Origin of the sequence: Gordonia sp. Swx-4 (assembly GCF_030316175.1) — a bacterium.
GTDB lineage: Bacteria > Actinomycetota > Actinomycetes > Mycobacteriales > Mycobacteriaceae > Gordonia > Gordonia alkanivorans.
The window spans coordinates 506834-529883 of sequence record NZ_CP128197.1; the positions used below are offsets into that span (position 1 = coordinate 506834).

The 23050-nt window shown below is 67.9% G+C and carries 22 protein-coding genes; 13 read left to right on the top strand and 9 right to left on the bottom strand.

The annotated features are described in order from the left end of the window. Window positions 1-32 precede the first annotated feature (32 nt). Together PWF70_RS02270 and PWF70_RS02275 are read right to left on the bottom strand one after the other, a co-directional pair. Window positions 33-1028, bottom strand: a complete 996-nt coding sequence (locus PWF70_RS02270) for a metallophosphoesterase (protein WP_006359016.1) — start codon at window positions 1026-1028, stop codon at window positions 33-35. A gap of 82 nt (window positions 1029-1110) precedes the next feature. After that, a complete protein-coding gene (locus tag PWF70_RS02275) occupies window positions 1111-3561 on the bottom strand; it encodes a penicillin-binding protein (RefSeq protein ID WP_006359017.1) in 2451 nt (816 codons plus the stop codon). A 339-nt stretch (window positions 3562-3900) separates the two neighbouring features. Here PWF70_RS02275 and PWF70_RS02280 point away from each other — a divergent pair, with 339 nt between their 5' ends. Beyond that, window positions 3901-4212: a WhiB family transcriptional regulator gene (locus PWF70_RS02280; RefSeq protein ID WP_035754718.1), complete on the top strand. Its 312-nt coding sequence runs from the start codon at window positions 3901-3903 to the stop codon at window positions 4210-4212. Between the two features lie 87 nt (window positions 4213-4299). Here the strand turns inward: PWF70_RS02280 and bagB are convergent, their stop codons facing one another. Both bagB and bagA read right to left on the bottom strand, forming a co-directional pair. Further along, window positions 4300-5394, bottom strand: a complete 1095-nt coding sequence (bagB, locus tag PWF70_RS02285) for an ArsA family ATPase (RefSeq protein ID WP_006359020.1) — start codon at window positions 5392-5394, stop codon at window positions 4300-4302. Continuing rightward, window positions 5394-6464 (bottom strand): ATPase BagA, encoded by a 1071-nt coding sequence (gene bagA, locus PWF70_RS02290; RefSeq protein ID WP_006359021.1) that lies wholly within the window; start codon window positions 6462-6464, stop codon window positions 5394-5396. Before bagA ends, bagB begins: the two co-directional genes overlap by 1 nt. Before the next feature lie 43 nt (window positions 6465-6507). Between bagA and sp36 the strand changes: the two genes are divergently transcribed. The 7 genes from sp36 (at window position 6508) to PWF70_RS02325 (ending at window position 12312) form a co-directional block, all read left to right on the top strand. Then, window positions 6508-6672, top strand: a complete 165-nt coding sequence (sp36, locus tag PWF70_RS02295) for a Sp36 family protein (protein WP_004022081.1) — start codon at window positions 6508-6510, stop codon at window positions 6670-6672. Between the two features lie 2 nt (window positions 6673-6674). Further along, window positions 6675-7148 carry a RidA family protein gene (locus PWF70_RS02300; RefSeq protein WP_006359022.1) on the top strand — a complete coding sequence of 158 codons (474 nt, stop codon included), beginning with the start codon at window positions 6675-6677 and terminating at the stop codon, window positions 7146-7148. Window positions 7149-7155: 7 nt separating this feature from the next. Then, window positions 7156-7917: a TSUP family transporter gene (locus PWF70_RS02305; RefSeq protein ID WP_035754720.1), complete on the top strand. Its 762-nt coding sequence runs from the start codon at window positions 7156-7158 to the stop codon at window positions 7915-7917. A gap of 118 nt (window positions 7918-8035) precedes the next feature. Continuing rightward, a complete protein-coding gene (locus PWF70_RS02310) occupies window positions 8036-9595 on the top strand; it encodes an MFS transporter (protein WP_006359024.1) in 1560 nt (519 codons plus the stop codon). Window positions 9596-9670: 75 nt separating this feature from the next. Further along, complete coding sequence (locus PWF70_RS02315; RefSeq protein WP_230461942.1) at window positions 9671-10900, top strand: MFS transporter; 1230 nt, start codon at window positions 9671-9673, stop codon at window positions 10898-10900. Between the two features lie 97 nt (window positions 10901-10997). Beyond that, window positions 10998-11414, top strand: coding sequence for a DUF2628 domain-containing protein (locus PWF70_RS02320; protein WP_006359026.1), 417 nt, complete (start codon window positions 10998-11000; stop codon window positions 11412-11414). Window positions 11415-11490: 76 nt separating this feature from the next. After that, a complete protein-coding gene (locus PWF70_RS02325; protein ID WP_035754723.1) occupies window positions 11491-12312 on the top strand; it encodes an MBL fold metallo-hydrolase in 822 nt (273 codons plus the stop codon). 139 nt (window positions 12313-12451) lie between these two features. Here the strand turns inward: PWF70_RS02325 and PWF70_RS02330 are convergent, their stop codons facing one another. Beyond that, complete coding sequence (locus tag PWF70_RS02330; RefSeq protein ID WP_005194565.1) at window positions 12452-13126, bottom strand: Crp/Fnr family transcriptional regulator; 675 nt, start codon at window positions 13124-13126, stop codon at window positions 12452-12454. Between the two features lie 221 nt (window positions 13127-13347). Then, window positions 13348-13608: a hypothetical protein gene (locus PWF70_RS02335; RefSeq protein WP_006359028.1), complete on the bottom strand. Its 261-nt coding sequence runs from the start codon at window positions 13606-13608 to the stop codon at window positions 13348-13350. A gap of 209 nt (window positions 13609-13817) precedes the next feature. Between PWF70_RS02335 and nth the strand changes: the two genes are divergently transcribed. The 4 genes from nth to PWF70_RS02355 are packed head-to-tail and all read left to right on the top strand — an operon-like array spanning window position 13818 to window position 17375. Continuing rightward, the gene (nth, locus tag PWF70_RS02340; protein WP_006359029.1) at window positions 13818-14621 is read left to right on the top strand and encodes an endonuclease III; all 804 of its coding nucleotides are present in this window, start codon (window positions 13818-13820) and stop codon (window positions 14619-14621) included. Continuing rightward, window positions 14618-15358 (top strand): TlpA family protein disulfide reductase, encoded by a 741-nt coding sequence (locus PWF70_RS02345; protein ID WP_006359030.1) that lies wholly within the window; start codon window positions 14618-14620, stop codon window positions 15356-15358. Before nth ends, PWF70_RS02345 begins: the two co-directional genes overlap by 4 nt. Next, entirely contained in the window at window positions 15355-16182 is an 828-nt protein-coding gene (locus PWF70_RS02350; protein ID WP_035754726.1) for an NUDIX hydrolase, read from the top strand. The genes PWF70_RS02345 and PWF70_RS02350 overlap by 4 nt, the downstream gene beginning before the upstream one ends. Beyond that, window positions 16182-17375 carry a MarP family serine protease gene (locus PWF70_RS02355; protein ID WP_035754728.1) on the top strand — a complete coding sequence of 398 codons (1194 nt, stop codon included), beginning with the start codon at window positions 16182-16184 and terminating at the stop codon, window positions 17373-17375. The genes PWF70_RS02350 and PWF70_RS02355 overlap by 1 nt, the downstream gene beginning before the upstream one ends. Here PWF70_RS02355 and PWF70_RS02360 read toward each other — a convergent pair. From PWF70_RS02360 to acs, 3 genes are all read right to left on the bottom strand, one after another. Continuing rightward, entirely contained in the window at window positions 17290-18354 is a 1065-nt protein-coding gene (locus PWF70_RS02360; protein ID WP_006359033.1) for an alpha/beta fold hydrolase, read from the bottom strand. The two genes, PWF70_RS02355 and PWF70_RS02360, sit on opposite strands and share 86 nt — an antisense overlap. A 3-nt stretch (window positions 18355-18357) precedes the next feature. After that, window positions 18358-18870 carry a phage holin family protein gene (locus PWF70_RS02365; RefSeq protein WP_006359034.1) on the bottom strand — a complete coding sequence of 171 codons (513 nt, stop codon included), beginning with the start codon at window positions 18868-18870 and terminating at the stop codon, window positions 18358-18360. A 181-nt stretch (window positions 18871-19051) separates the two neighbouring features. Continuing rightward, window positions 19052-20995, bottom strand: coding sequence for an acetate--CoA ligase (acs, locus tag PWF70_RS02370; protein WP_035754730.1), 1944 nt, complete (start codon window positions 20993-20995; stop codon window positions 19052-19054). A gap of 409 nt (window positions 20996-21404) precedes the next feature. Between acs and PWF70_RS02375 the strand changes: the two genes are divergently transcribed. Then, window positions 21405-22160 (top strand): Fic family protein, encoded by a 756-nt coding sequence (locus tag PWF70_RS02375; protein ID WP_035754777.1) that lies wholly within the window; start codon window positions 21405-21407, stop codon window positions 22158-22160. The last annotated feature ends 890 nt before the right edge of the window (window positions 22161-23050 follow it).

Consider the following 23050-nt stretch of genomic DNA (forward strand, 5'->3'; position numbering starts at 1 on the left):
GTCGGCGCGCTCCCGGCGTGTTCGCTTGCCCGTCACAGGGTTTCGCGGGCCAGCTGCGGCAGCGACTGGTCGGCGTCGTAGTCGGCGTCGCCGTGCGAGACCGGGGTGAGGGTCAGCAGGCTGGCCTCCGGACGGCAGCAGAAACGTGCGGGCGCATACGGGGAGGTACCCAGACCGGCACTGACGTGCAGCTTCATCGACGACCCCCAGTTCGACGGCCCCTTCACCCGGGAACGGTCGATGTGGCAATTCGTGACGAGCGCGCCGAAGAACGGTAGGCACAGCTGCCCGCCGTGGGTGTGGCCGGCCATCACGAGGTCGTAGCCGTCGGCGGCGAAGCGGTCGAGAACCCGGGGCTCGGGTGAATGCGTGAGGCCCAGGCGCAGGTGTGCGAGCGGGTTGGGGCGTCCGGCGACGGTCTCGTAGCGATCCCGTTCGATGTGCGGATCGTCGACACCGGCCGCGACCACGCGCACGCCGCTGACCTCGAGCTCCCGCACGGTGTGCGTGGCATCGAGCCAGCCGCGCTCGGTGAACGCCGCCCGCAGGTCCTGCCAGGGGAGGGGTTCGCCGTGCGTGCGCTGGTGGTCTTTCCGGAAGTACTTGAACGGGTTCTTCGGCTTGGGGCCGAAGTAGTCGTTGGAGCCGAAGACGAACAGACCCGGCCGTGACAGGAGACCGCCGAGCGACTGGATCACCGCGGGCACCGCCTGCGGGTGCGCGAGGTTGTCCCCGGTGTTGACCACCAGGTCGGGTTCCAGCGCCTCGAGCTCGGAGATCCACGCCTGCTTGAGTCTCTGGCCCGGCATCATGTGCAGGTCGCTGATGTGCAGGACCCGCAGGGGAGAGGCGCCGGGCTCGAGGACCGACAGCGTCGTGTGCCGCAGGGCGAAGGCGTTGCGCTCGATGACGGTCGAGTAGACGAGGCCGGCGGCGGCCAGCCCCGCGGCGCCGACGAGTGCGCGCGAACCGACCCCGGAACCGGCCGAACCGAGGCGTGAGCGGAAGTCGAGTTCGGAGTGCTGCATCTGTTCAGAATACGCACCTCCGAGCGCATGCCCACCCCCTTCGGTGGGCCGCACGGGCGACCCACCTCAGAGATGGAGGCGCTCAGCCGGGCAGCTGGATGACGACAGGCCCGACGCCCGGAACCACCACGGTGGTCTCGGTGGGACCGTTGCCGCTGTCGCCGCCTGCCCGTCGACCGTTGCTCACGTAGATCGTCACGGTGCTGCCGGGCATCGCGGAATCCGACGGCGCGGTGAAGACGACCGTGCCCTTCGGGCGGCCGCTGTCGACCTCGAGCTCGTTGACCTTGAAACCGTCTCGCTGGAGCCGCGAGGTGGCCTCACTGGCGGTCAGGCCGCTGACCTGCGGAATTCGGCCGCGATCGCTGCCGCGCCAGTATTCGCGGTCGACCGGGGGCAGCCGGACCGGACCGAACTTCGTGGCCACCGGCTTGACCGCCTGGAACCACGTGCGTGCGGGTTCCATACCGCCGAACACGTTGCCGTCGTAACAGGACCGCAGCGGGCTGGTGCACACACCCTGCGGGTTGGGGCCGTCGCTGTAGACGTAGGCGGCACCCGCGATCTGGTTGGTGAACCCGACGAACGCCGACGACCGGTAGGCCTCGGTGGTGCCGGTCTTGCCCGACATCGGCAGCGTCCAGCCGGCCGAACCCGCAGCACCCGCAGCGGTACCCGCGCCCACGTCGTCCTTGCTCATGGTGATTGCGAGGGTGTCGGCGAGTCCCTTGTCGACGACCTGTTCACAGCCCGGCGAGTTGAAGGGGACCGAGGTGAGGGCACGCCGCCCGTCGGGTCCGATCACCGGGTTGCCGTACTGATCGCGCTTCACCCGGCTGATCGACTTGATCGGGTTGGGCGGGCACCAGACACCGCCGGAGGCGATCGTCGCGGCCACGTTGGCGAGCTCGAGCGCGTTGATGGGCAGCGGCCCCAGGGTGAACGAGCCGAAGTTCCCGTCCTTGACGTACTGGGCCATGCTCTTGTCGCCGTAACCCGACGAGCCGGGCACGGTGTAGGAACGCAGGCCGAGGCGGACGGCCATGTCGACGGCCGGCTTCACGCCTACCTGCTGCAGCAGCTTGACGAAGGCGGTGTTCGGCGACTGCGCGAGCGCATCGGTCACCGACATCGCCGCCGGGTAGCGCCCGGCGTTCTTGACGCAGTAGGAGTTCTCCGGACACCCGTTGGCGCCCGCGCTGTTTCCCATGCCCTCCACTGCGACGAACCCGGGCACCGGGATCGTCGACCCGGCGCCGAGGCCCTTCTCCAGCGCTGCGGCCACGGTGAAGATCTTGAACACCGAGCCCGCGCCGTCGCCGACCATGGAGAACGGCTGCGGCTGCATCGTCTCGCCGGCGGCGAGGTTCAGACCGTAGCGGCGGCTCGACGCCATCGACAGCACGTCATGGGACTTGTCCCCGGGCCGGATCGTGCTCATCACGTCGGCGACGCCGTCGGCGGTGGGGCTGGCCTGGGCCTTGGCCGCGCGATCCGTCGAGCGTTGTACCTCGGGATCGAGGGTGGTCTGGATGACGTAGCCGCCCCGCAGCACGGAGTTGCGCGACATCCCGTTCTCGGCGAGGAACTGCAACGCGTAGTCGCAGAAGAAGCCTTCGCTGTCGGCGGCGATGCAGCCCTGCGTCGGCGTTCGCGGACGCGGCAGCACGCCCAGCGGCTTCTCCTTGGCCGCGACCAGCTCGGCGCGTCGTTCCGGGAAGTTGTCGATCATCGTGTCCAGCACGAGGTTCCGGCGGGTCAGCGTGCCCTCGGCGTTGCTGTAGGGGTTGAGCGCCGAACTGGACTGGACCATGCCCGCCAGCATGGCGGCCTGCTCGACCTGGAGATCCTTTGCCGGGATGCCGAAGTAGGTCTGCGCGGCGGCTTCGATGCCGTAGGCGTTGTTGCCGAAGGGGACGACGTTCAGGTAGCGGGTGACGATCTGCTTCTTCGCCTCCTGCTTGGCGGCGGCGTCGTCGAGGCCCTTGTCGCGCTTGGCCTGGTCGATGAGGGTCTGCTCGAGCGTGAGCGCCATGCGCACCTCGCGCAGCTTGCGTGCGGGGGTCGTCTCGACCGCGGCCTGGCGATCGGCCTCGGTGCGGGCCAGGACGAGCAGTTGATAGTTCTTGATGTACTGCTGGTCGAGCGTCGACGCGCCCTGCTGGACCTCGCCCGACGACGAGTTCTTCAGCGCGGCGCGGATCGTGCCCTTCCAGTCGACGCCGTCGTGCTCAAGGAAGCGCCGGTCCTCGACGGAGATGATCGCGCGGATCATGTCGGGCGAGATGTCGTTGTATCCGACCTGGTAGCGGTACTGGTCGAACAGCACCGCGATCGGCTTCCCGTTGACGTCGGTCATGGTGGTGACCTCCGGCAACGTGCCGTTCAGGAGTTCGGAGGAGACGTTCTCGACTGCCGCTGCCGCCCGGTTGGAGACGACGCCGACCCCACTGGCCACCGGGTAGAGAAGGCCCGCGACGAGAATGCCGGCCAGCAGGCTCGCCCAGGCCAGTGACCACAGCTTCTTCGACATCACCCCGACAGGATACGTGCGATCGGCCGGAACATCGCCCAGCCTCGCCCTCGGGATCCGTGGGGGACCGTTGTGCCTGGACACGATCCGACACCGGGTCGGCGCGACCCCGACCGCGCGTCGGCGCTACCCCGACCGCGCGTCAGCGCAACCCTCCGATCGGATGAGTTTGCACGGTGGTCCCACTTTGTTGCGCTCCAGGGGTTGCGCACACAAGCACAGATCCCTAGATTGAGTGCAGAATGTGACTCACTTAACAGTGAGTTGTAAATGTGGTCTGAGCAGCGAGTTGAGTCCCGAGCTCGGGGCTATGCGGAACACGACAAGTAGGGGTGGCGGATGGCGACAGCGGCAGTTTCTACCGGAGAAGATCGCTTGGCCTGGGTGGCCAAGGCACGATGCCGAGGCGGAGACCCGGACGATCTGTTCGTGAGAGGAGCAGCTCAGCGCAAGGCCGCGACCATCTGTCGGCACTGCCCGGTACAGCTCGAATGCGGTGCAGACGCCCTCGACAACCGCGTCGAATTCGGTGTGTGGGGTGGCCTGACCGAGCGTCAGCGTCGCGCTCTCCTGCGCCAGCACCCCGAGGTGACCTCGTGGTCGGCGTTCTTCGAAGCCCAGCGACGTCGCCAGCGCGCCGACGCGGTCTGATCACCGAGACCTCTTCAGCCAAGGCAATTCGGCTCGACCGGCAGATGCCGGCCGAGCCGAATTGTCGTTGGTCGATGATGAGGGAATTCAGCCCCGTCCGGTGATCTGCTCCGCCACGGCGCGGAGGGCGGTCACATCCGCGACCTCGAACGGCAGTGCCGGGACCCCGACGATCGGCACCCGCGGATGCGCAGCCGTGAACCGCTGCAGCAGATGGAGTTCGCGCTTTCCGGTGGCGGCGCGATCGGCGTGGATCTGCAACACCCCGCGAGTCAGGTCGTCGGTGACCGACTCGAGCGCCACCAGTGCGGCCTCCTCGTGGATAGAGGTGAGATTCGGGTGGGTCCGGTTGAGGATCAGACCCGCGAGCGGCATCGTCTCCTCCGACAGCCGGTCGACGAAGAACGCGGCCTCACGCAGGGCGTCGGCCTCGGCCGCCGCCACCACAGCGAACTGGGTGCCCGGCTGCTTCAGCAGTTCGTAGGTCTTCAGCGCCCGATCCTGGAAGCCGCCGAACATCGAGTCGAGGGACTGCACGAACATCGCGACGTCGCGCAGCATGTCGCCGCCGATGATGGTGGAGACGCCGCGCATCGCCAGGCTCATCGCGCCGGTGACCATGCGGCCCACGCCGCGTCCGCCGCCGACCAGCACCTTCATCAGACGGCCCGACAGGAACGAGCCGAGGCGCTGCGGGGCGTCGAGGAAGTCCAGTGCGTTCCGGGACGGCGGGGTGTCGACGACGATGAGGTCCCAGTGGTCCCGCTCGAGCAACTTGCCGAGTTTCTCCATCGCCATGTACTCCTGCGTGCCGGAGAACGACGACGCGACCGTCTGATAGAAGGCGTTCTCCATGATCGCCTCGGCGCGTTCCGGAGTGGAGTACTCGAGCACCATCTCGTCGAAGGTGCGGCGCATGTCCAGCATCATCGCGTCGAGCGTGCCCTTGCCCTCGATCGGCACGGGCTGCGGCTCGTTGGTGAGCTCGGACATCCCGAGCGACTGGGCGAGCCGCTTGGCCGGGTCGATGGTGAGGACCGCGACCGTGCGCCCCTGCTCGGCTGCGTACATCGCCATGGCGGCCGCGGTCGTGGTCTTGCCGACGCCGCCGGCGCCACAGCAGATGACGACGCGGGTCGCGGGGTCGGTCAGCACCGCCCCCATCTTTAGATCGAGTGGCATCACGCACCCGCTTTCTGGAGAAGGTTGGCCAGCTCGTAGATGGAACCGAGATCGACGCCGTCGCCGAGGGACGGCATTTCGAGCGTCGGCAGTTCAACCTCGTCGAGCTGCGCCTTCGCGATCTGCTGCGCCTGCAGGCGGGTCGCGTGTTCGATCGTCTCGGTGAGCAGGCCGGACAGATCGCCGTCGGCGAGCTTCACACCGGCGGCCTTCAGGTTCTCCTCGATGCGCCCGGCATCGATCTGGCCCTCGGCGATCTCGTCGATCGCGTCGGCGGGCAGGTGCGGGGCACTGACCCGGTTGATGATGAGGCTGCCGAGGTTGAGGTTCTTGCCGCGCAGCTCGTCGATCGCCTCGATGGTCTCCTGGATCGGCATCGCCTCGAGCAGCGTCACCAGATGGACGACGGTCTCCTCCGAATGCAGCAGGCGGACGACGCCCTCGCTCTGATTGCGGATCGGACCGGTCTTGGCGAGGTCGGCCATCGCCTGGGTGACGTCGAGGAAGTTGCCGATCCGGCCGGTCGGCGGTGCGTCGACGACCACCGCGTCGTACACGCGGTCACCCTGCTTGTCGGTGTGGATGATGCGCTCTTTGATCTTGCCGGTGAGCAGCACATCGCGCAGACCCGGTGCCACCGTGGTCACGAAGTCGATGGCGCCGATGCGCTTCATCGCCCGGCCCGCGAAGCCGAGGTTGTAGAACATGTCGAGGTATTCGAGCAGTGCATGTTCGATGTCGATGGCGAGCGCCGACACCTCGCCGCCGCCCTCGGCGGTCGCGATCTTGGTGTCGGTCGGCGGCAGCGGCGGGATGTCGAAGAGCTGCGCGATGCCCTGCCGACCCTCGGTCTCCACGAGGAGGACCTTTTTGCCGTCGGCGGCCAGCGCGAGTGCCAGCGCCGCCGCGATCGTCGTCTTACCTGTTCCGCCCTTGCCCGACACGAAGTGCAACCGGGCGCGCGATGCCGCGTCCGGCCACTCGTTGTCGACAGTGACTGAAGACTTGTCTGTCACGCCGGAATCGAGACCTTCCCCCGCCCCGGAACGTGCGCCCTGTTCATTGGCCACCGCAACACCTTATCCATTGATCGTCGGCAGTTAGGGTGAGTCCATGAGTGAAGTGACTGCGTGGGAATACGTGACGGTGCCGCTGCTGACGCACGCAACCAAACAGATCCTCGATCAGTGGGGTGCCGACGGCTGGGAACTGGTGTCGGTGCTGCCCGGCCCGACCGGGGAGCAGCACGTCGCCTACCTGAAGCGACCGAAGGGCTGAGCATGGCTGCGACCTGGACAGATCGACTCGCCGAACTCGGCATCGCGCTGCCCGACGTGGTGCCGCCGGTGGCCAGCTACACGCCGGCCGTGCGGACCGGAAACCTCGTCTACACGTCGGGCCAGCTCCCGATCGTCGACGGCGAACTCTCGGTACACGGCAAGGTGCACGAAGGTGCCGAGGGCGTCGTCCGGCCGGATGAGGCCACCGACGCGGCACGGGTCTGCGCACTGAACGCGCTCGCCGCGGTGCACGCGCTGGTCGGCATCGACTCGGTCGTGCGCATCGTCAAGGTGGTCGGCTTCGTGGCGTCCGCCCCGGGCTTCACCGGGCAGCCGAAGGTCATCAACGGTGCGTCGGACGTGCTGGGCGAGATCTTCGGGGACGCGGGCGTGCACGCCCGTTCGGCCGTCGGGGTCGCCGAGTTGCCGCTGGGTGCACCCGTCGAGGTGGAACTGATCGTCGAAGTGGCCTGACGTCTCCTTGGACGTCGCGCTACTGATCGTCGCGGCCGCCGCTGCCGGCTGGGTCGACGCCGTGGTCGGCGGCGGGGGACTTGTGTTGATCCCCGCGATGCTGATCGCGCAACCCGGCCTGCCGACGGCGACGGCTCTCGGCACCAACAAACTCGCCGCCGTCTTCGGTACCGCGTCGGCCGCGTGGCGCTACGTGCGGCATGTACGCATCGACCTGCACAGGCTCGTGCCGGTGTTCGTCGCCGCGCTCGTGTTCTCGGCTCTCGGCGCGCTGGTGGCGATCTCGCTGCCGACGGAGATCTTCACGCCGATCGTGCTGGTGATGCTCGTCGGCGTCGGGTTGTTCGTCGCGCTGAACCCCGGTTTCGGGGGTGACGCGTCTGCGGGACCGCGTTCGCGGCTGTCCACGCTCGCCGGTCTGGTGCTCGCCGGTGTCGTCATCGCGTTCTACGACGGGGTCATGGGGCCCGGTACCGGGACCTTCCTCATCATCAGCCTCACCGCGCTGGTCGGGACGTCGTTCCTGGAGAGTTCGGCCATGGCCAAGGTGATCAACACCGGCACCAACCTCGGCGCGCTGACGGTGTTCGGACTCCAGGGGAATGTGCTGTGGCTCTTGGGCCTCGGGCTCGCGGCGGCCAACATCGTCGGCGCCCAGATCGGCTCGCACATGGCCATCGGACGCGGCAGTTCCTTCGTCCGGTGGGTCCTGCTCGCCGTCGTCGTGGTGATGGTCGGGAAGCTCGGGTACGACCTGATCACGGACTGATCCGCCGACCGGACGACCGAACGCCGACCCGGGGGCCGCCCGCGGACCTATCCTCGGTATCGGGTCGGTCGCATGCGTCACCCGATGCTTCGCCGGCCGGCCGGCGAGGCGGTGCGGAATGACCGATGCCACGGTTCCCGGTACCGCCGCGCCGCTGTCGGGAAAGCAACGGGTCCTCGCGCTCCTGCTCGCGATGGCGATGTTCGTGCTGGTCGTCGACACGTCGGTCATGAACGTCTCGATCTCGGCCGTCGTCCGAGACCTGGGGACGACCGTCAGCGGGGTGCAGTCGGCGATCGCGCTCGAAGCCCTGGTGTCAGCGGCGTTCATCCTGATCGGCGGCAAGATCGGCGATCTCATCGGCCGGCGCCGCGCGTACGTCCTCGGTCTGCTCGGCTACGCCGTCGGCGCGATGGCGATGGTGTTCGCCCAGGGACTGACGACCGTCATCGTCTTCTGGGCCATCATCGGCGGAATCGGGGCGTCTCTCCTGTTGCCCGCGATGCAGTCCCTTGTTCACGGGAACTTTGCCGGGGACGACCAGAAGCGGGTCTACGCCCTCGTCGGCGCGGCTGCGGCGATCGCGGCGGCGGTCGGCCCGCTGCTCGGCGGATTCGTCACGACCTACCTCTCCTGGCGACTCGCGTTCCTGAGCGAGGTCGTCATCATCGCGATCGTGTTGTGCGGCATCGGACTCGTCCGCGATGTCGAGTTCACCGGACCGCGCGGCGTCGACCTCGTCGGCGCCCTGCTCTCGGTGATCGGCATGGGTGGCATCGTTCTCGGAATCCTGGTGTGGCAGGAGGGAGGGGAATCCGTAGGTGCACTGCTGGTGGTCGGGGCCGCCGCGCTCGCGGGTCTGACCTGGTGGCTGATCCGGCGGCGGCGAGCCGGTCGGCCCACCCTGCTCGACCCGGAACTGTTCCGCTCCAAGCCGTTCCGGATCGGGGTGAGTCAACAACTGCTCCAGCAGATCGCCCTGGGCGGCATCATGATCGCGCTGCCGATCTATCTGCAGATGGTCCTCGAATACGACGCGATGCAGGCCGGCCTGTCATTGGCGCCCTTGTCGCTCAGCATGTTCGCGGTGGCGCTGCTCGCCGGCCGGAAGGCGGGCGAGCGGCCCGCGTCGACCATCGTCCTCCTCGGCTTCGCGCTTCTCACCGCGGGTATCGCCGTGCTGATCCCGATCGTGCCCCGCGCCGAATTCGGTTGGGGACTGATCATCCCGCTCCTGGTGGCCGGATCCGGGCTGGGACTGCTCGTCTCCCAACTCAACGACTACACGCTGGGGCCGATGAGCGAAGAACGGGTGAGCGAGGCGGCCGGGACGAACTCCGCCGCCGGCTCGTTCGGACTCTCCTTCGGCCTGGCCTGTGCGGGTGCGGTCCTGCTGGCGTCTCTCGCGTTCGGGTTCACCGCCGAGTCGGAATCGAGCACCGTTCTGGAACCTGCTGAGCAGCAACGTGTCGCGCAGGTGCTCGACGACGACGCGCAGGTCATGAGCAACTCCCGACTGTCAGAGCTGCTCGCCGGACAACCACCGGAAGTCCGCGCCGAGATCATCCGGATCAACACCGACGTCCGTCCGGTGGCGTTGCAGGTGGCACTGGTGATCCCGCTGGCCGCGGGTGCACTCGGGACCCTGAACGCGTTGCGCATGCGGCGCACGGGTTGAGATGACGTGGCGGTGTCGCGCCGGAACGTCGATGCTGTGGGGGTGAACGCCCCGAGTGAATCCGTCGCCGAACCGATGCACGCCGCGATCCAGCGGCGTACCGTCGTCCTGCTGTGCCTGGTCCAGGTCCTGGGTGGCGTGTCCATGGGCGGGGCACTGGCACTCGGCGCGATCCTCGGTGAGGAACTGTCCGGGACCGAGTCGCTGGCCGGATTGCCGGCCACGGTGCTGACTCTCGGTGCCGCGGCGGCCGGTCTGCCGCTCGCCGCGCTGGCATCGGCGCGGGGGCGGCGACCTGCGCTCACCACCGGTCTGCTCGTGGCCGCCACGGGTGCCCTGATCGTGGCCTTCGGCGTGGATCAGGGCCGGTTCCTGCTGATGCTCGCCGGAATGATCGCACTTGGTTCGGGCACCGCGGTCAGCCTCCAGGCGCGTTTCGCGGCAACGGATCTGGCCGCACCGGAGACCCGCGGACGAGACCTGTCGCTGGTGGTGTGGATGACGATGGTCGGCGCCGTCGTCGGCCCCGCGTTGGTGCCGCTGGGGGCGACGGTCGCGGGATGGGTCGGGATGGCCGACATGGCAGGTCCGTTCCTGCTGGGTGCCGTCGGATGCTTGTGTGCCGCAGCAGTACTCCTCGTCGGGCTGCGGCCCGACCCGCTGATCGAGGCCAATCGTGGGACTCCGAAGTCGACGTCGAGACCGTCTCTGGCGGATGGGTTCTCGGCGATCGTGCAATCCCCCTCCGCCCGAGCTGCGTTGGCGGCGGTGGTCTCGGCACACGCGCTGATGGTCGGGGTGATGGCTCTGACGCCCGTCCACACGCACCACGGTGGCGCGTCGGTGACTCTCGTGGGGTTGTCGATCAGCGCTCACATCGCCGGGATGTACGCGCTCTCGCCGGTCATGGGCGTCCTCGCCGACCGTGCGGGACGCGTGCCGGTGATACTCGGTGGCCAGGCGGTGCTCGTGGTCAGTTGTGTCCTCGGGTTCGTCTTCGTCGACTCGCAAGCCGGCCTGGTCGCCGCGCTGGTCGTGCTGGGCATCGGATGGTCGGCGTCCACGGTTGCCGCGTCGACGCTGCTGACCGATGCCGTCGACGTGACGAGACGCGCTGCTGCACAGGGGGTCTCGGACACGTCGATGAGTCTCGCGGGTGCCGGGGCGGGCGCGCTCGCCGGGGTCGTGGTGGGAGCTTTCGGCTACGCGACTCTCGTCCTCGGTGCCGGGACGATCGCTGTCGTCACCGCGGTATACGTCGTCGTCGACGGTGCGCGCGGGCGACGACAGGCGGCGATGGCCTAGAGTTCGAGCGACGGCAGTGCCGAGGGCGTGAACGAGGCGGCCGATGAGTAGTCCGTGAAAGGTACCCCGGTCGTCGGGGGTCGAGGAACAGGAAAAGATGACCTTCTCCGAACAGCCCATCCGTGATCAGGCCGTACCGCCGAGCTGGCACAGCCGGTTCGCCTTCTACGACGCCTACGGACCGCCCGCCGACCCGCCCGCCCGAGAGGCGATGAAGCGGCTGTCATTCGGGCAGCGCGCGCGGCTCGCGTTCAATCCACTGGCGTTCTTCTTCGGACCGATCTACTTCGCCGTGAAGGGTATGTGGCGCAAGGGTCTGATGCTGTTCGCACTGACGCTCGTGTTCAACTTCGTGCTGTTGACCCTGAATGTCCCGAGCAGCTTCGACCTGGCCATCGCGTGTGGTGTCGGTGCGCTGTACGCGACGACCGCGAACTACGCGTGGTACCTGCACGTCCGGAACGACAACCGGTCGTGGAACGTCTTCGAGGGCATGGGGCGCAGTAAGAGCTGACCGCGGATCGACTCACCGTGGTCGGATGCGCGGAGCAGTGTGTCCCGGGTCGCCGGCAATGGATAGGCTCGGAGTCATGAGCGACTCCGACGATGCCGTTCCCCCACACCCCGCCTACGGGGTGCTGCGGGAGGTCACGCCCTTCGCCTCGGTTCTGTTGTGCGACAACTCGGGGATGATGGAACTCGACGGCACCAACACCTACGTGTTGCGGGCGCCGGGCAGTGACGAGTGCGTCGTCGTCGACCCCGGCCCGCCGAAATACAAGCACCACGCACGACGCCTCGCCGAACTGCCCGGGGTCGCACTGACCCTCATCACCCACCGGCATTTCGACCACACCGGTGGGGTCAAGCGTCTCCACCAGCGCACCGGTGCGCCCGTGCGTGCGCGTCTCGACAAGTTCTGCCGGAACGCCGAACCCCTACGCGACCGCGAGGTCATCGAGATCGCGGGGCTGCGGATCACCGTGCTGCACACACCCGGACACACCGGCGACTCGGTGAGCTTCCTCGTCGAGCACGACGACCAGCGCGCGGTGCTGACCGGAGACACCATCCTGGGAAGTGGCACGACCGTACTGGACCCCAGCGACGGTGGGCTGCGCGACTACCTGAACTCCCTCAACCGGCTGATCGTCGAAGGTGACGGTGCGGCACTGCTTCCCGCACACGGCCCCGATCATCCCGATCTCGTGCCGGTCGCCCGGTTCTACAAGGCCCACCGCGAGGAGCGGATCGACCAGATCGTGGCCGCCCTCGACGACATGGGCGTGTCTCCCCACGAGGCGAAGCCGATGAAGGTGGTGCGCCGGGTCTACTCCGACGTCGACAAGAAGCTCTGGCCGGCCGCGCGGATGTCGGTGAAGGCGCAGCTGGAGTATCTGCGGCACGCCTGACCCTATCTAGGCTCGCTCCGCTCGCACCTCAGTAGGCGAGTATGGGTCGAGAAGTGCGAGAGCCGCTCGTCCCTGAGGAACGAGCGGCTCTCGTCGTACTAGCTCCCTGAGGAACGAGCGAAGCGAGTGTCACGAAGGGTCAGCGTGCGCGGCGCGCCAGACGCTCGGAGTCGGCGATCAGGACGCTCTTGCCCTCGAGGCGCAGCCAGCCGCGCTGGGCGAAGTCGGCGAGTGCCTTGTTCACGGTCTCGCGCGAGGCGCCGACCAGCTGGGCGATCTCTTCCTGGGTCAGGTCGTGGGTGACGCGCAGGGCGCCGCCCTCCTGGGTGCCGAAACGCTGCGCGAGCTGCAGGAGCTGCTTCGCGACGCGACCGGGCACGTCGGTGAAGATCAGGTCGGCGAGGTTGTTGTTGGTGCGGCGCAGACGACGCGCGAGCACGCGGAGCAACTGCTCCGCGATCTCGGGACGGTCCTTGATCCACGCGCGCAGGGCGTCACGGTCCATCGACACCGCGCGGACCTCGGTCACCGTCGTCGCCGACGAGGTACGGGGGCCCGGGTCGAAGATGGAGAGCTCGCCGAACATGTCCGACGGTCCCATGATCGTCAGCAGGTTCTCGCGACCGTCCGGGGAGCGACGGCCGACCTTCACCTTGCCGGACATGATGATGTAGAGCCGGTCACCGGGCTCGCCTTCATGGAAGATGACGTGTCCACGAGGGAAGTCAACGGGCTGAAGCTGCTTGGTCAGCGCCGCGACGGCAGAAGGCTCGACACCTTGAAATATGCCTGCCCGCGCCAGTACTTCTTCCACCTAGGGAACCTTTCTCGAAATCTTTGCTACAGCCACGTGTGAGATCGCGCCCTTGGATACGCTACCCCGCGAACCAGCATAGGTGTTGAATGGGTCACTGACGGCGCATTACGGGTGTGTCTGACGGACTAGATGCGGCGATTCGACGATCATCGGCCGCCGATGGGCTGTCGACACCGAGAAAGAGGCGTCGGGAACGGTGTGCGCTTGCTGCTCGCGGATCAGCTGGCCCGCTGCGGCGAGGCGGCGTGCTCGGCGGATGCCGGATCGTGGTCGAAGCGATGGAACCGCAACTCGTGCAGTTCGGCGGGCGCGGAACCGTGCGGCGGCTTGCCGGCGTTCTGGGACCCCGTGCGGTCGATGAATTCGTCGACCTCGTCGTTCGAGACGGACACGCGGTCGACCCGGGCCTGCAACTTGTCCATGCCCATGGCGAAGAGCATGAGTACAGCCGGGAACAGCAGTGCTGCGAGACCATGCATGGGGACAAGTAAACACAATCGACCCCGCAGAATCCTCATCGGACAAGGCGACGTCACTGACTTGTTACCTGACCGTAGGTTGCGTCCCTCATTTCGCCCGATTGAGCCGGGTAGCTCACACCGGAACCGGAGCAACGCCCTTGACCTGCGGTGATGGGCTCGGGCGTGCGGGTCGGGGCGGCCACCGACGGCCGTGGTGAGCGGAGTTCGTGCAGGACATCGCTAACCTGAATCACGTGAGCGCACGTAAGGCTGCGTCCGTGGGTCAGGCCCCGGCCCGCAAGCAGGAGACCCACCTCGGGCTGGTCCGACGCGCGCGCCGGATGAACCGCACCCTCAAGGTCGCGTTCCCGCACGTGTACTGCGAACTCGACTTCACCAACCCGCTCGAGCTGTCGGTCGCCACCATCCTGTCGGCTCAGTGCACCGACGTGCGGGTCAACCAGACCACCCCGGCGCTGTTCGCGAAGTACCGCACCGCCCGCGACTACGCCGAGGCCGACCGCACCGAACTCGAGGAGATGATCCGCTCGACCGGCTTCTACCGGAACAAGGCGAACTCGATCATCGGACTCGGCCAGGCCCTCGTCGAGCGGTACGACGGTGAGGTCCCGAACAAGTTGAAGGACCTGGTGTCACTGCCCGGGTTCGGCCGCAAGACGGCCAATGTCGTTCTCGGAAACGCGTTCGGGGTCCCGGGGATCACCGTCGACACGCACTTCGGTCGCCTGGTCCGACGCTGGCAGTGGACCGAGGAAGAAGACCCGGTGAAGGTCGAGCACGCCGTCGGTGAACTGATCGAACGCAAGGAGTGGACCGACCTGTCCCACCGCGTGATCTTCCACGGTCGGCGTGTGTGCCATGCCCGCAAGCCTGCGTGTGGGGTCTGCATCCTCGCCAAGGACTGCCCGTCGGTGGGCACGGGTCCGATGGACAAGGCCGAGGCGGCCGCACTGGTCAAGGGCCCCGAGACCGAGCACCTGCTCCGACTGGCGGGACTCGCCGCCCCGTGAACGACAACGCCACCGAACCGGCGACCCCGCAACCCGCCGATTCCCCCGAACCCCCCGCGCCGCCGACCTCTCGCTTCCCGGCCGCTGCGCGCTGGACCCTCGTCTTCGTCATCGTGATGATCGCGCTCATCGTCGCGATCTGGCCCCGCGGCGACGCCCCTTCGCCGACCACCGGGTCGCCGCCGTCGGTCAGCGGGCCACGCCCCTTCGACGCGCCGGTCGACGAGGCCCGCGTGGCGCAGGCACGGGCCGACGCAGAGCTCGCCGACTGCCCGGTCACGGGCCTGCCGGAGAACCCGGACTCGGTGCTGGCCGGCATCGTCGAACCGTGTCTGGGGACCGGCGCGCCGTACGACCTCGGCGCTGCCACCGCGGGAAAGCCCCTCGTCGTCAATGTCTGGGCGCAATGGTGCGGCCCCTGCAAGACAGAGTTGCCGTACTTCGAGGAGTTCGCCGCTCGTGCCGGCGACCGCGTCACGGTGCTGGCACTCCATGCCAAGGAAGGCGGGACCAACCCGTTCTTCCCGCTGACACTGCTCACCGAGATCGGAGTTCGCTTGCCGTCCGTGCTCGATCCCGACGGCCGGGTGGCCGCCGCCATCACCGCGCCACGGGTCTTCCCGTCGACCGTCTTCCTGCGTCCCGACGGCACGATCGCCAAGGTGTACCCCGGAGTGTTCGACAGCCCGCAGGAGATCGCCGACGCGGTCGAGGAGTACCTGGGCGTGACCGTATGAGCAACGACTCGCACGTCGGCCCGCTCGTGCATCCCGACGAGATCCCGCCGTGGATGCATGCGATGACCGGCGACGTCGGCGCTGTCTCCGAGAGCGTCAACAATCGGGGCGGGGACCGGACCCGTTGGGCCCAGATGTTCCGGCGCGACCGCCGCGCAGCCGCGGTCCTGGTTCTGTTCTCCGGTTCCTGGGAGGCCGCCGACGATCATCCCGGCGGCGTTCCCGCCGACGCCGAGGTGCTCCTGACCGAACGTGCGTCGACCCTGCGTCAGCACAGCGGACAGGTCGCCTTCCCCGGAGGTGCTGCTGATCCGGGCGACGACTTCCCGGTAGGCACCGCACTGCGCGAGGCGCGTGAGGAGACCGGTCTCGACGCGTCGGGTGTGCACATCGTGGCAAACCTGCCGACCTTCCCGGTTCCGCCGTCGGGCTTCGACGTCGTGCCGGTGATCGGCTACTGGCGCGAGCCGAGCGAGGTCAGGGTCGTCGATCCGGGTGAGACCGCCCGCGTCGACCGCATCAACCTGCGTGAGCTCCTCGCTCCCGAGAACCGCTTCCAGGTGCGTCGTTCGGTGATGGGCGGCCGCCTCTATCAGGGTCCGGCCTTCTTCGTCGACGGTCTGCTGGTCTGGGGCTTCACCGGCGGACTCATCGCGGCCATCAGCGATGCATCCGGCTGGGACCGCCCCTGGGACAAGAACGATGTCCGACCGCTCGACGAGATGATCGAACGTGCGGGCAACCGTCAGGAGTCGGGTTTCAGCGCGGTCCATCCGCGTGGGACCACCGACCCCGACGCCCACGCCGGACCCGGTGCGAACTGATGACCGGGTCCGCGTGGGTCGACGTCATCGTCATCGGCATCGCGCTCCTCGCCGCGATCAGCGGCTACCGGTCCGGTGCGGTCGCCTCGGCGCTCGCGTTCATCGGCGTCGCGCTCGGGGCGGTCGCGGGACTGCTCCTTGCGCCGCATCTGATCGAGCGTTTCGACGACCTGCAGGTCCGGGTGCTCGTCGGGATTGCCGTGCTCGTCGTGCTGGTGGTCATCGGTGAGGTGGCCGGCATGGTGTTGGGCCGGGCCGCGCGAGGCGGCATCCGGTCGCCGGGACTGCGGGCCATCGACAGTGGCGTCGGCTCGATCCTGCAGGTCGTGGCCGTGCTCCTGGCCGCGGGACTGCTGGCGATCCCGTTGCGCGGTTCCGCCGACCCGGCCATCGCCGGGGCGGTACGCGACTCCAAGGTCCTGACCGGCGTCGAGGTGCTGTCGCCGCAGTGGGTCAACGATCTGCCCGGCGATTTCAAGGCGCTCCTCGACAGTTCCGGGCTTCCCAAGTTCCCGTTCGTGAGCACGCCGTCGACCAATGTCGACCCGCCCGACCCGGCGCTGGCCGACCTGCCCGTGGTCCGCCAGGCGCGTCCGAGCGTCGTCAAGATCGAGGGTGTCGCGCCCAGCTGCCGCCAGGCCCTCGAGGGCAGCGGCTTCGTCGTCTCGCCCGAGCGCGTGATGACCAACGCCCACGTGGTGGCCGGCACCGAACGCCTCGAGGTCGAGACCTCCACCGGGGCACGGCTCCCCGCGAAGGTCGTCCTCTTCGACAGCGACACCGACATCGCCGTCCTCGACGTCCCCGGCCTCCGCGCGCCCGCACTGAGATTCGCCTCGCGGCCGGCGTCGACCGGCGACGACGCCATCGCGCTCGGCTTCCCCGAGGCCGGGCCGTTCTACGTCAGCCCGCTACGTGTCCGGTCGACGTTCAACCACACCGGCGACGACATCTACCGGTCCGGTCAGGTCACGCGTGAGGTCTATGCCGTGCGCGGATCGATCCGGCAGGGCAATTCCGGTGGACCGCTGCTCAACTCGGACGGCGAGGTGCTCGGCGTCGTGTTCGGTGCGGCGGAGAACGTGGCCGACGAGACCGGCTTCGTGCTCACCGCCCGTCAGGTGCGCGCCGACTTCGACGAATCCGAGCGACGAAGCGAGCGGGTGAGTACCAAGAGGTGCGTGCTGGCCTGATCCGCCGCGCCTTCTCGGTGGCCACGTCGTTGGTCGCCTCCGGTTCGGTCCGGAGGAACTCGAGGATCGCCTCGGTCACCGCCGCGGGCTGCTCCTGGTGCACGAAGTGCCCGCTGCCCTCGATCTGCCGGTAGGTCTGGTGCGCCGCCCACCGACGGCCGTCGGCGATGGCGTCGCTGAGGATGTACGGGTCGTCGCGGCCGCGCAGGGCGAGGACCGGCAGGTGTAGCCGCTGGTCCATGAGCTCCATGAAACGCAGTCCGTCGGGCCGGAACTGGGAGCGGAACGCCCAGCGTCGGTACTCCAGACTGCAGTGCGCGACGTAGGGGATCAGCATCGCCGACCGGTTCAGTTCGACGGTCTGCGCGTAGTCGGGTCCGGAGCGCCAGGACGACGACGAACGCTGCGCGAAATAGTCTGCGATGAACGCCGCGTCGTCCCGGGTGACCTGTCGTTCGCCGACGCGCGGGATCTGGTTGCGCAGGAAGAGGTTCAGGAACTGTTCCCGCTGAGCCCGGTCACGCAGCGCGCGTCGACGCAGTGCCCGCGGGTGAGGCGACGCGACCACGACGATCCGGTCGACGACGCGGGGATGCAGGGTGGCGGTCGCCCAGCAGACCAGTCCGCCGTCGGAGTGGCCGATGAGTGTGGCGCTGGTGTGCCCGAGGGCGCGGACGAGACCGTTGGTGTCACCGGCCAGGGTCCAGCCGTCGTAGCCGCGAGGCGGTTTGTCGGTGTCGCCGTAACCGCGGAGGTCGACCGCGACGGCCCGGAAACCGGCCTCGGTGAGCGCGGTCAGCTGGTGTCTCCAGCTCCACCAGAACTCGCCGAAGCCGTGGAGCAGCAGTACGAGCGGTCGGTCGCCGGCGGGAACCCCCGCCGGTTCGACCGCGTGGAACCGGACACCGTTGGCGCGGACGTCGAGGTGCTCCCAGTCGCCGGGAAGACGAACGCTCGACGGGTCAGGTGCCTCGCTCAAGACTCACCCCTCGCGGGCGGGAGGGATCCTCGGGTGCGCCGGGGCCTGCGGATGGCCGGGGCCGCGGTGGGGCAGCACCGTCGACAACTCGTTGACCGATTCCATCGTCTTCTTCGGTCCACGGACTTTCTTGAAGAAGATGTAGCCGACGAACGCCGCGATGCAGGTGACCACGACGAGGATCAGGAAGACGATCAGGAACGCCAGCCAGCGCCACACGAACTCGTCGAGCAGTTCGGCCAGGAAGAAAAAGAAGAAGAAGCTGGAGTACAGCGCCATCACGCCGGCGACGATCAGCAGACCCGTACCCGCGCCGGCCTTCTTGGCCTCACCGACGAGCTCGGCCTTGGCGAGGGCGACCTCGGACCGGAACAGGGTCGAGACGCTCGCGGTGGCGTCCTTGACCAGGCTCCCGATGCTCGGCTCGCCGTTGGGACCGGCGTTCGCGTCCGAGAGTGGGATCGACGGGACGGAGTCCCGGCCCGCTTCGGGCAGGCCGTGCTCGTTGGGGCTCACAGAATCCTCCGTTGTTCGGCTGATGGCCATATGTTGCCATGTGTGGGCTCACGAGGTGGCGGCCCACCCGGCGAGATGCCGGTGAAAGTCCGCCGAGAGCCCGATGCGCCGCCGGTGAACTTGTCACCGGCGGCGCATCGACGCAGTCGTTCCTGCTCCCTGAGGAGCGGGCTCGCGAGCGTCAGGACTTCTTCGAGCGGATCGCCTCGAACACCGACGGATCGACGAGCGTCGAGGTGTCGCCGAGCTCGCGACCCTCGGCCACATCCTTGAGCAGGCGGCGCATGATCTTGCCCGAACGCGTCTTGGGCAGCTCCGGCACGACGTTGATCTCGCGCGGCTTGGCGATCGGGGAGATCTCCACCGACACCTGCATGCGGAGCTCGGCGATCAGCTCGTCGCCGGTGTTCTCGACGCCCTCGCGGAGGATGACGAAGGCGACGATGCCCTGGCCGGTGGTCTCGTCGGCGGCGCCGATGACCGCGGCCTCGGCCACACCGGAGTGCCCGACGAGGGCCGACTCGACCTCGGCGGTGGAGATGCGGTGGCCGGACACGTTCATCACGTCGTCGACGCGGCCGAGGACCCAGAGGGCGTGGTCCTCGTCGTAGCGGGCGCCGTCACCGGCGAAGTACCAGCCCTGCTCGGCGAAACGCGACCAATAGGTGTCGCGGAAGCGCTCCTCATCGCCCCAGATCCCGCGCAGCATCGCCGGCCACGGCTGATCGAGGACGAGATAACCCTGCTCGCCGGCGCCGACGGGGTTGCCCTGGTCGTCGACGATGTTCGCGCTGATGCCGGGCAGCGGCTTCATCGCCGAGCCGGGCTTGGTCGCGGTCACGCCGGGAAGCGGCGAGATCATGATCGCGCCGGTCTCGGTCTGCCACCAGGTGTCGACGATCGGTGCCTTGCCACCGCCGATGACCTCGCGGAACCACCTCCACGCCTCGGGGTTGATCGGCTCGCCGACGCTGCCGAGCAGGCGGACCGACGACAGGTCGTGGGCCTCGGGGATCTGCTGGCCCCACTTCATGAACGTGCGGATCAGCGTCGGGGCGATGTAGTAGATCGTGACGCCGTACTTCTCGATGATCTCGAAGTGGCGATGCTCGTTGGGGGAGTTCGGGGTGCCCTCGTAGACCACCTCGGTGGCGCCGTTGGAGAGCGGCCCGTAGACGAGGTACGAGTGGCCGGTCACCCAGCCGATGTCGGCGCCACACCAGAAGACGTCGCGGCCTTCCTTGTGGTCGAAGACGTAGTGGAAGGTGTAGCTGACCTGGGTCAGGTAACCGCCCGAAGAGTGGACGATGCCCTTGGGCTTGCCGGTGGTGCCGGAGGTGTAGAGCAGGAACAGCGGGTGCTCGGAGTCGAAGGCCTCCGGTTCGTGGACGTCGGACTGCTGGTCGACGGTGTCCTCCCACCAGACGTCGCGTCCCTCGACCCAGTTCAGGTCGGGGTCGTGATTGGTGCGACGCACCACGAGGACCTTCTCGACCGACTTCGCGGCGTCGTCGCCGGTGCCCAGCGCCTCGTCGACGTTGGTCTTGAGGGGGGCGGGCTCGCCGCGTCGGTACTGACCGTCGGTGGTGATGACGAGCTTGGCCTCGGCATCGTCGACGCGGGAGCGCAGGGCGCCCGAGGAGAAGCCCGCGAACACGACGGAGTGGGTGAGGCCGAGGCGCGCGCAGGCGAGCATCGAGATCAGGGCCTCGGGGACCATCGGCATGTAGATGGCGACGCGGTCGCCGGCCTGCAGGCCGATGGAGGTGAAGTAGTTGGCCGCCTTGCTGACCTCGGTGAGCAGCTGGCTGTAGGTGAGGTCGCGGGTGTCGCCGGGTTCGCCGACCCAGTGGATGGCGACGCGATCGCCCTTGCCCGCGGCGACGTGCCGGTCCACGCAGTTCACGGAGACGTTGAGCTTGCCTCCGACGAACCACTTCGCGAACGGTGCGTTCGACCAGTCGAGGGTGTCGGTGAAGTCGGTGGCCCAATCGAGTCGACGCGCCTGCTCCGCCCAGAACTCGAGTCGGTCCGCGTCTGCACGGTCGTAGATCTCGGCGTTGGCGTTGGCCTGCGCGGCGAACTCTTCGGATGGCGGGAACGCCTGGACGGTGGTGGAGGACATCAGTGAAATGAGCCTTTCGCTTCTCGACGGCGGATCAACCCAGAGTAAAGGTGACACGACGGGATGACGGATCGCTGGTGTGAGCGTAGTCACGCCACGTTGCAACGGGGTACCGGTGCTCCGATGAGCGTGGTCGATTCGCGACGAGCGGTGGCTCTTTCGCGACGAGCGGTCGTCACCCATTGTTCACGCATGACCGCGGCCTTGTTCAGGCGCCCGCAAGAATGGGCGGAGGGCGAATATTCGAAACCATCACTAACAATAAGTGTCGTCATGGTTCGTTCGTGAGGCCTTTCGATCATCGACCGGTTGGACTACATCGATGTCCGGGTTGGAGCGAGGCGCCGTGGGTATGGTCCGACCGGGGTCGGGGGAGCACGCGACGAGTTCGCGCAACTATCGTCAGGGCGTGACCAACGATCCTTTGGCTCCTCTGCTGGACCTCCCCGGCGTGGCCGACGCTGCCGATCGAGCGCGTGACGCGCTGTCCGCGGTGCATCGGCACCCCGCCAACCTGCGCGGATGGGACAAAACGGCCACCGAGGCGTCGTGGCGGGCGGGCCGGTCGTCGGCTGCGATCGACGGCGGAAGCGTGGAACTACGCCGCGACGGGGACTTCGACGATCCGATTCTCGCGGGGGCGATGCGCGTGTCGCAGGCCCTCGACGGTGAATCGCTCGAGACCCTCACCGGCGTGATCCGACGCGCCCCTGCTCAGGCACTCGCTCGTTTGCACACGCTCGCCGCCGCCGACCTCGTCGCGAATCCCGACGAGCTGGGCCGCCCGCGACCCGAGACGGATGTGGCGAATCGTCTCGATCTGTTGGGGCAGTTGATAACCGGTGCCACTTCGGTGCCGGCGCCGGTGCTCGCCGCGGTGGTGCACGGCGAGCTTCTCGGGCTCCAGCCCTTCCCGACTGCGAACGGAGTGGTCGCGCGTGCCGTGTCCAGGCTCGTGGGCGCCGCGACGGGACTCGACCCGCATTGTCTGGGGGTCCCGGAGGTCACCTGGTTCAAGCGCGCGGGTGAGTATCGGTCGCTGGCGGCGGCCTTCGCCTCGGGTGGTCCGGACGGGTTGCGGGACTGGCTCGTGTTCTGTTGCGAGGCGCTCGAAGCCGGTGCGGCGGAGGCGAAGTCGATTGCCGATGCGGCGCGGGCGGGGTAGTTCGAACCGACCCCGGACAACACTGCGGGCGGCCTCCCTGTCGTTACCGACGAGGTTGCCGCCCGCGTAGCACGGACTCAAGTTACCAAGCGTGCTTGGTGGGTTGTGGTCACCGCCTCGGCGATTGAACACGGGTCAGGTCGCCCGTACCGTCCACGTGCGGCCATCTTCAAGGCCATTCTCCCCGGGCTCCTCGCCGGCGGGGGGAAGGCAGTGGCGCAACTAATGTGGCGGTCGTTTCTCCTGCCGCGATTTCGCAGGCGCACAACGCTTTTGCCTTTATGCGGCGTGCTCCGCGTGGGTGCTTGCCGCCCGTGCTGGGAAGTGCTCGGAGCGGGGACTCGGTCCTTCTCTTCCGGATCGGGCTTGGCCCTCCGAACTTCCGTACCACTGTTGTACACCGTGATCGCGGTCACATCAAGTGATCGGTGTCCAAATGTTGAACGACTTCCCGGAATCGACGGGAAGTACTGCGGGGCAGGGTATTCGCGATCCGAGACGGTGCTGTCCGGCGCGCGGCGTGCGGTGGCCGGCGTGTCGCGACGCGGGTCTCGGGGTCCCGATGGGTTCCGGGTTCGTCATGACGATCCGACCTTCGGGGTCGTCCGCAACCCCGGCGGACGGCCCGGATGTCCGAGATTCACCAACTGCAAGTTTCCTTGAGAAAATGTGTTAGCTGGAGCGCTGTGTATAAGCCTCGTCGGTCTCCCGAGGATCAGAACGGACATTTGCGAAGAACGATTGTTGTACTTGCAAAGAATTAGAAGCCGTGTGTATAGTCGTCGGTACCCGGTTCTGATACCGGCGCCTTTCAGCCCGACCCCCCGGGGCTGAAACGCGACAACCCCGGCCTCCTCCCCCCTGGCCGGGGTTGTCTTCTATCTAGGGGC

Bases quoted from the DNA above. Each gene is read 5' to 3' on its own strand.
- PWF70_RS02325 (WP_035754723.1), top strand. From the start codon at position 11,491: ATGAGCGACTCCGACGATGCCGTTCCCCCACACCCCGCCTACGGGGTG.
- PWF70_RS02270 (WP_006359016.1), bottom strand. From the start codon at position 1,028: ATGCAGCACTCCGAACTCGACTTCCGCTCACGCCTCGGTTCGGCCGGT.
- PWF70_RS02350 (WP_035754726.1), top strand. From the start codon at position 15,355: ATGAGCAACGACTCGCACGTCGGCCCGCTCGTGCATCCCGACGAGATC.
- acs (WP_035754730.1), bottom strand. From the start codon at position 20,995: ATGTCCTCCACCACCGTCCAGGCGTTCCCGCCATCCGAAGAGTTCGCC.
- PWF70_RS02335 (WP_006359028.1), bottom strand. From the start codon at position 13,608: ATGCATGGTCTCGCAGCACTGCTGTTCCCGGCTGTACTCATGCTCTTC.
- PWF70_RS02275 (WP_006359017.1), bottom strand. From the start codon at position 3,561: ATGTCGAAGAAGCTGTGGTCACTGGCCTGGGCGAGCCTGCTGGCCGGC.
- bagB (WP_006359020.1), bottom strand. From the start codon at position 5,394: ATGCCACTCGATCTAAAGATGGGGGCGGTGCTGACCGACCCCGCGACC.
- PWF70_RS02280 (WP_035754718.1), top strand. From the start codon at position 3,901: ATGGCGACAGCGGCAGTTTCTACCGGAGAAGATCGCTTGGCCTGGGTG.
- PWF70_RS02315 (WP_230461942.1), top strand. From the start codon at position 9,671: ATGCACGCCGCGATCCAGCGGCGTACCGTCGTCCTGCTGTGCCTGGTC.
- PWF70_RS02355 (WP_035754728.1), top strand. From the start codon at position 16,182: ATGACCGGGTCCGCGTGGGTCGACGTCATCGTCATCGGCATCGCGCTC.
- PWF70_RS02310 (WP_006359024.1), top strand. From the start codon at position 8,036: ATGACCGATGCCACGGTTCCCGGTACCGCCGCGCCGCTGTCGGGAAAG.
- PWF70_RS02320 (WP_006359026.1), top strand. From the start codon at position 10,998: ATGACCTTCTCCGAACAGCCCATCCGTGATCAGGCCGTACCGCCGAGC.
- sp36 (WP_004022081.1), top strand. From the start codon at position 6,508: ATGAGTGAAGTGACTGCGTGGGAATACGTGACGGTGCCGCTGCTGACG.
- PWF70_RS02300 (WP_006359022.1), top strand. From the start codon at position 6,675: ATGGCTGCGACCTGGACAGATCGACTCGCCGAACTCGGCATCGCGCTG.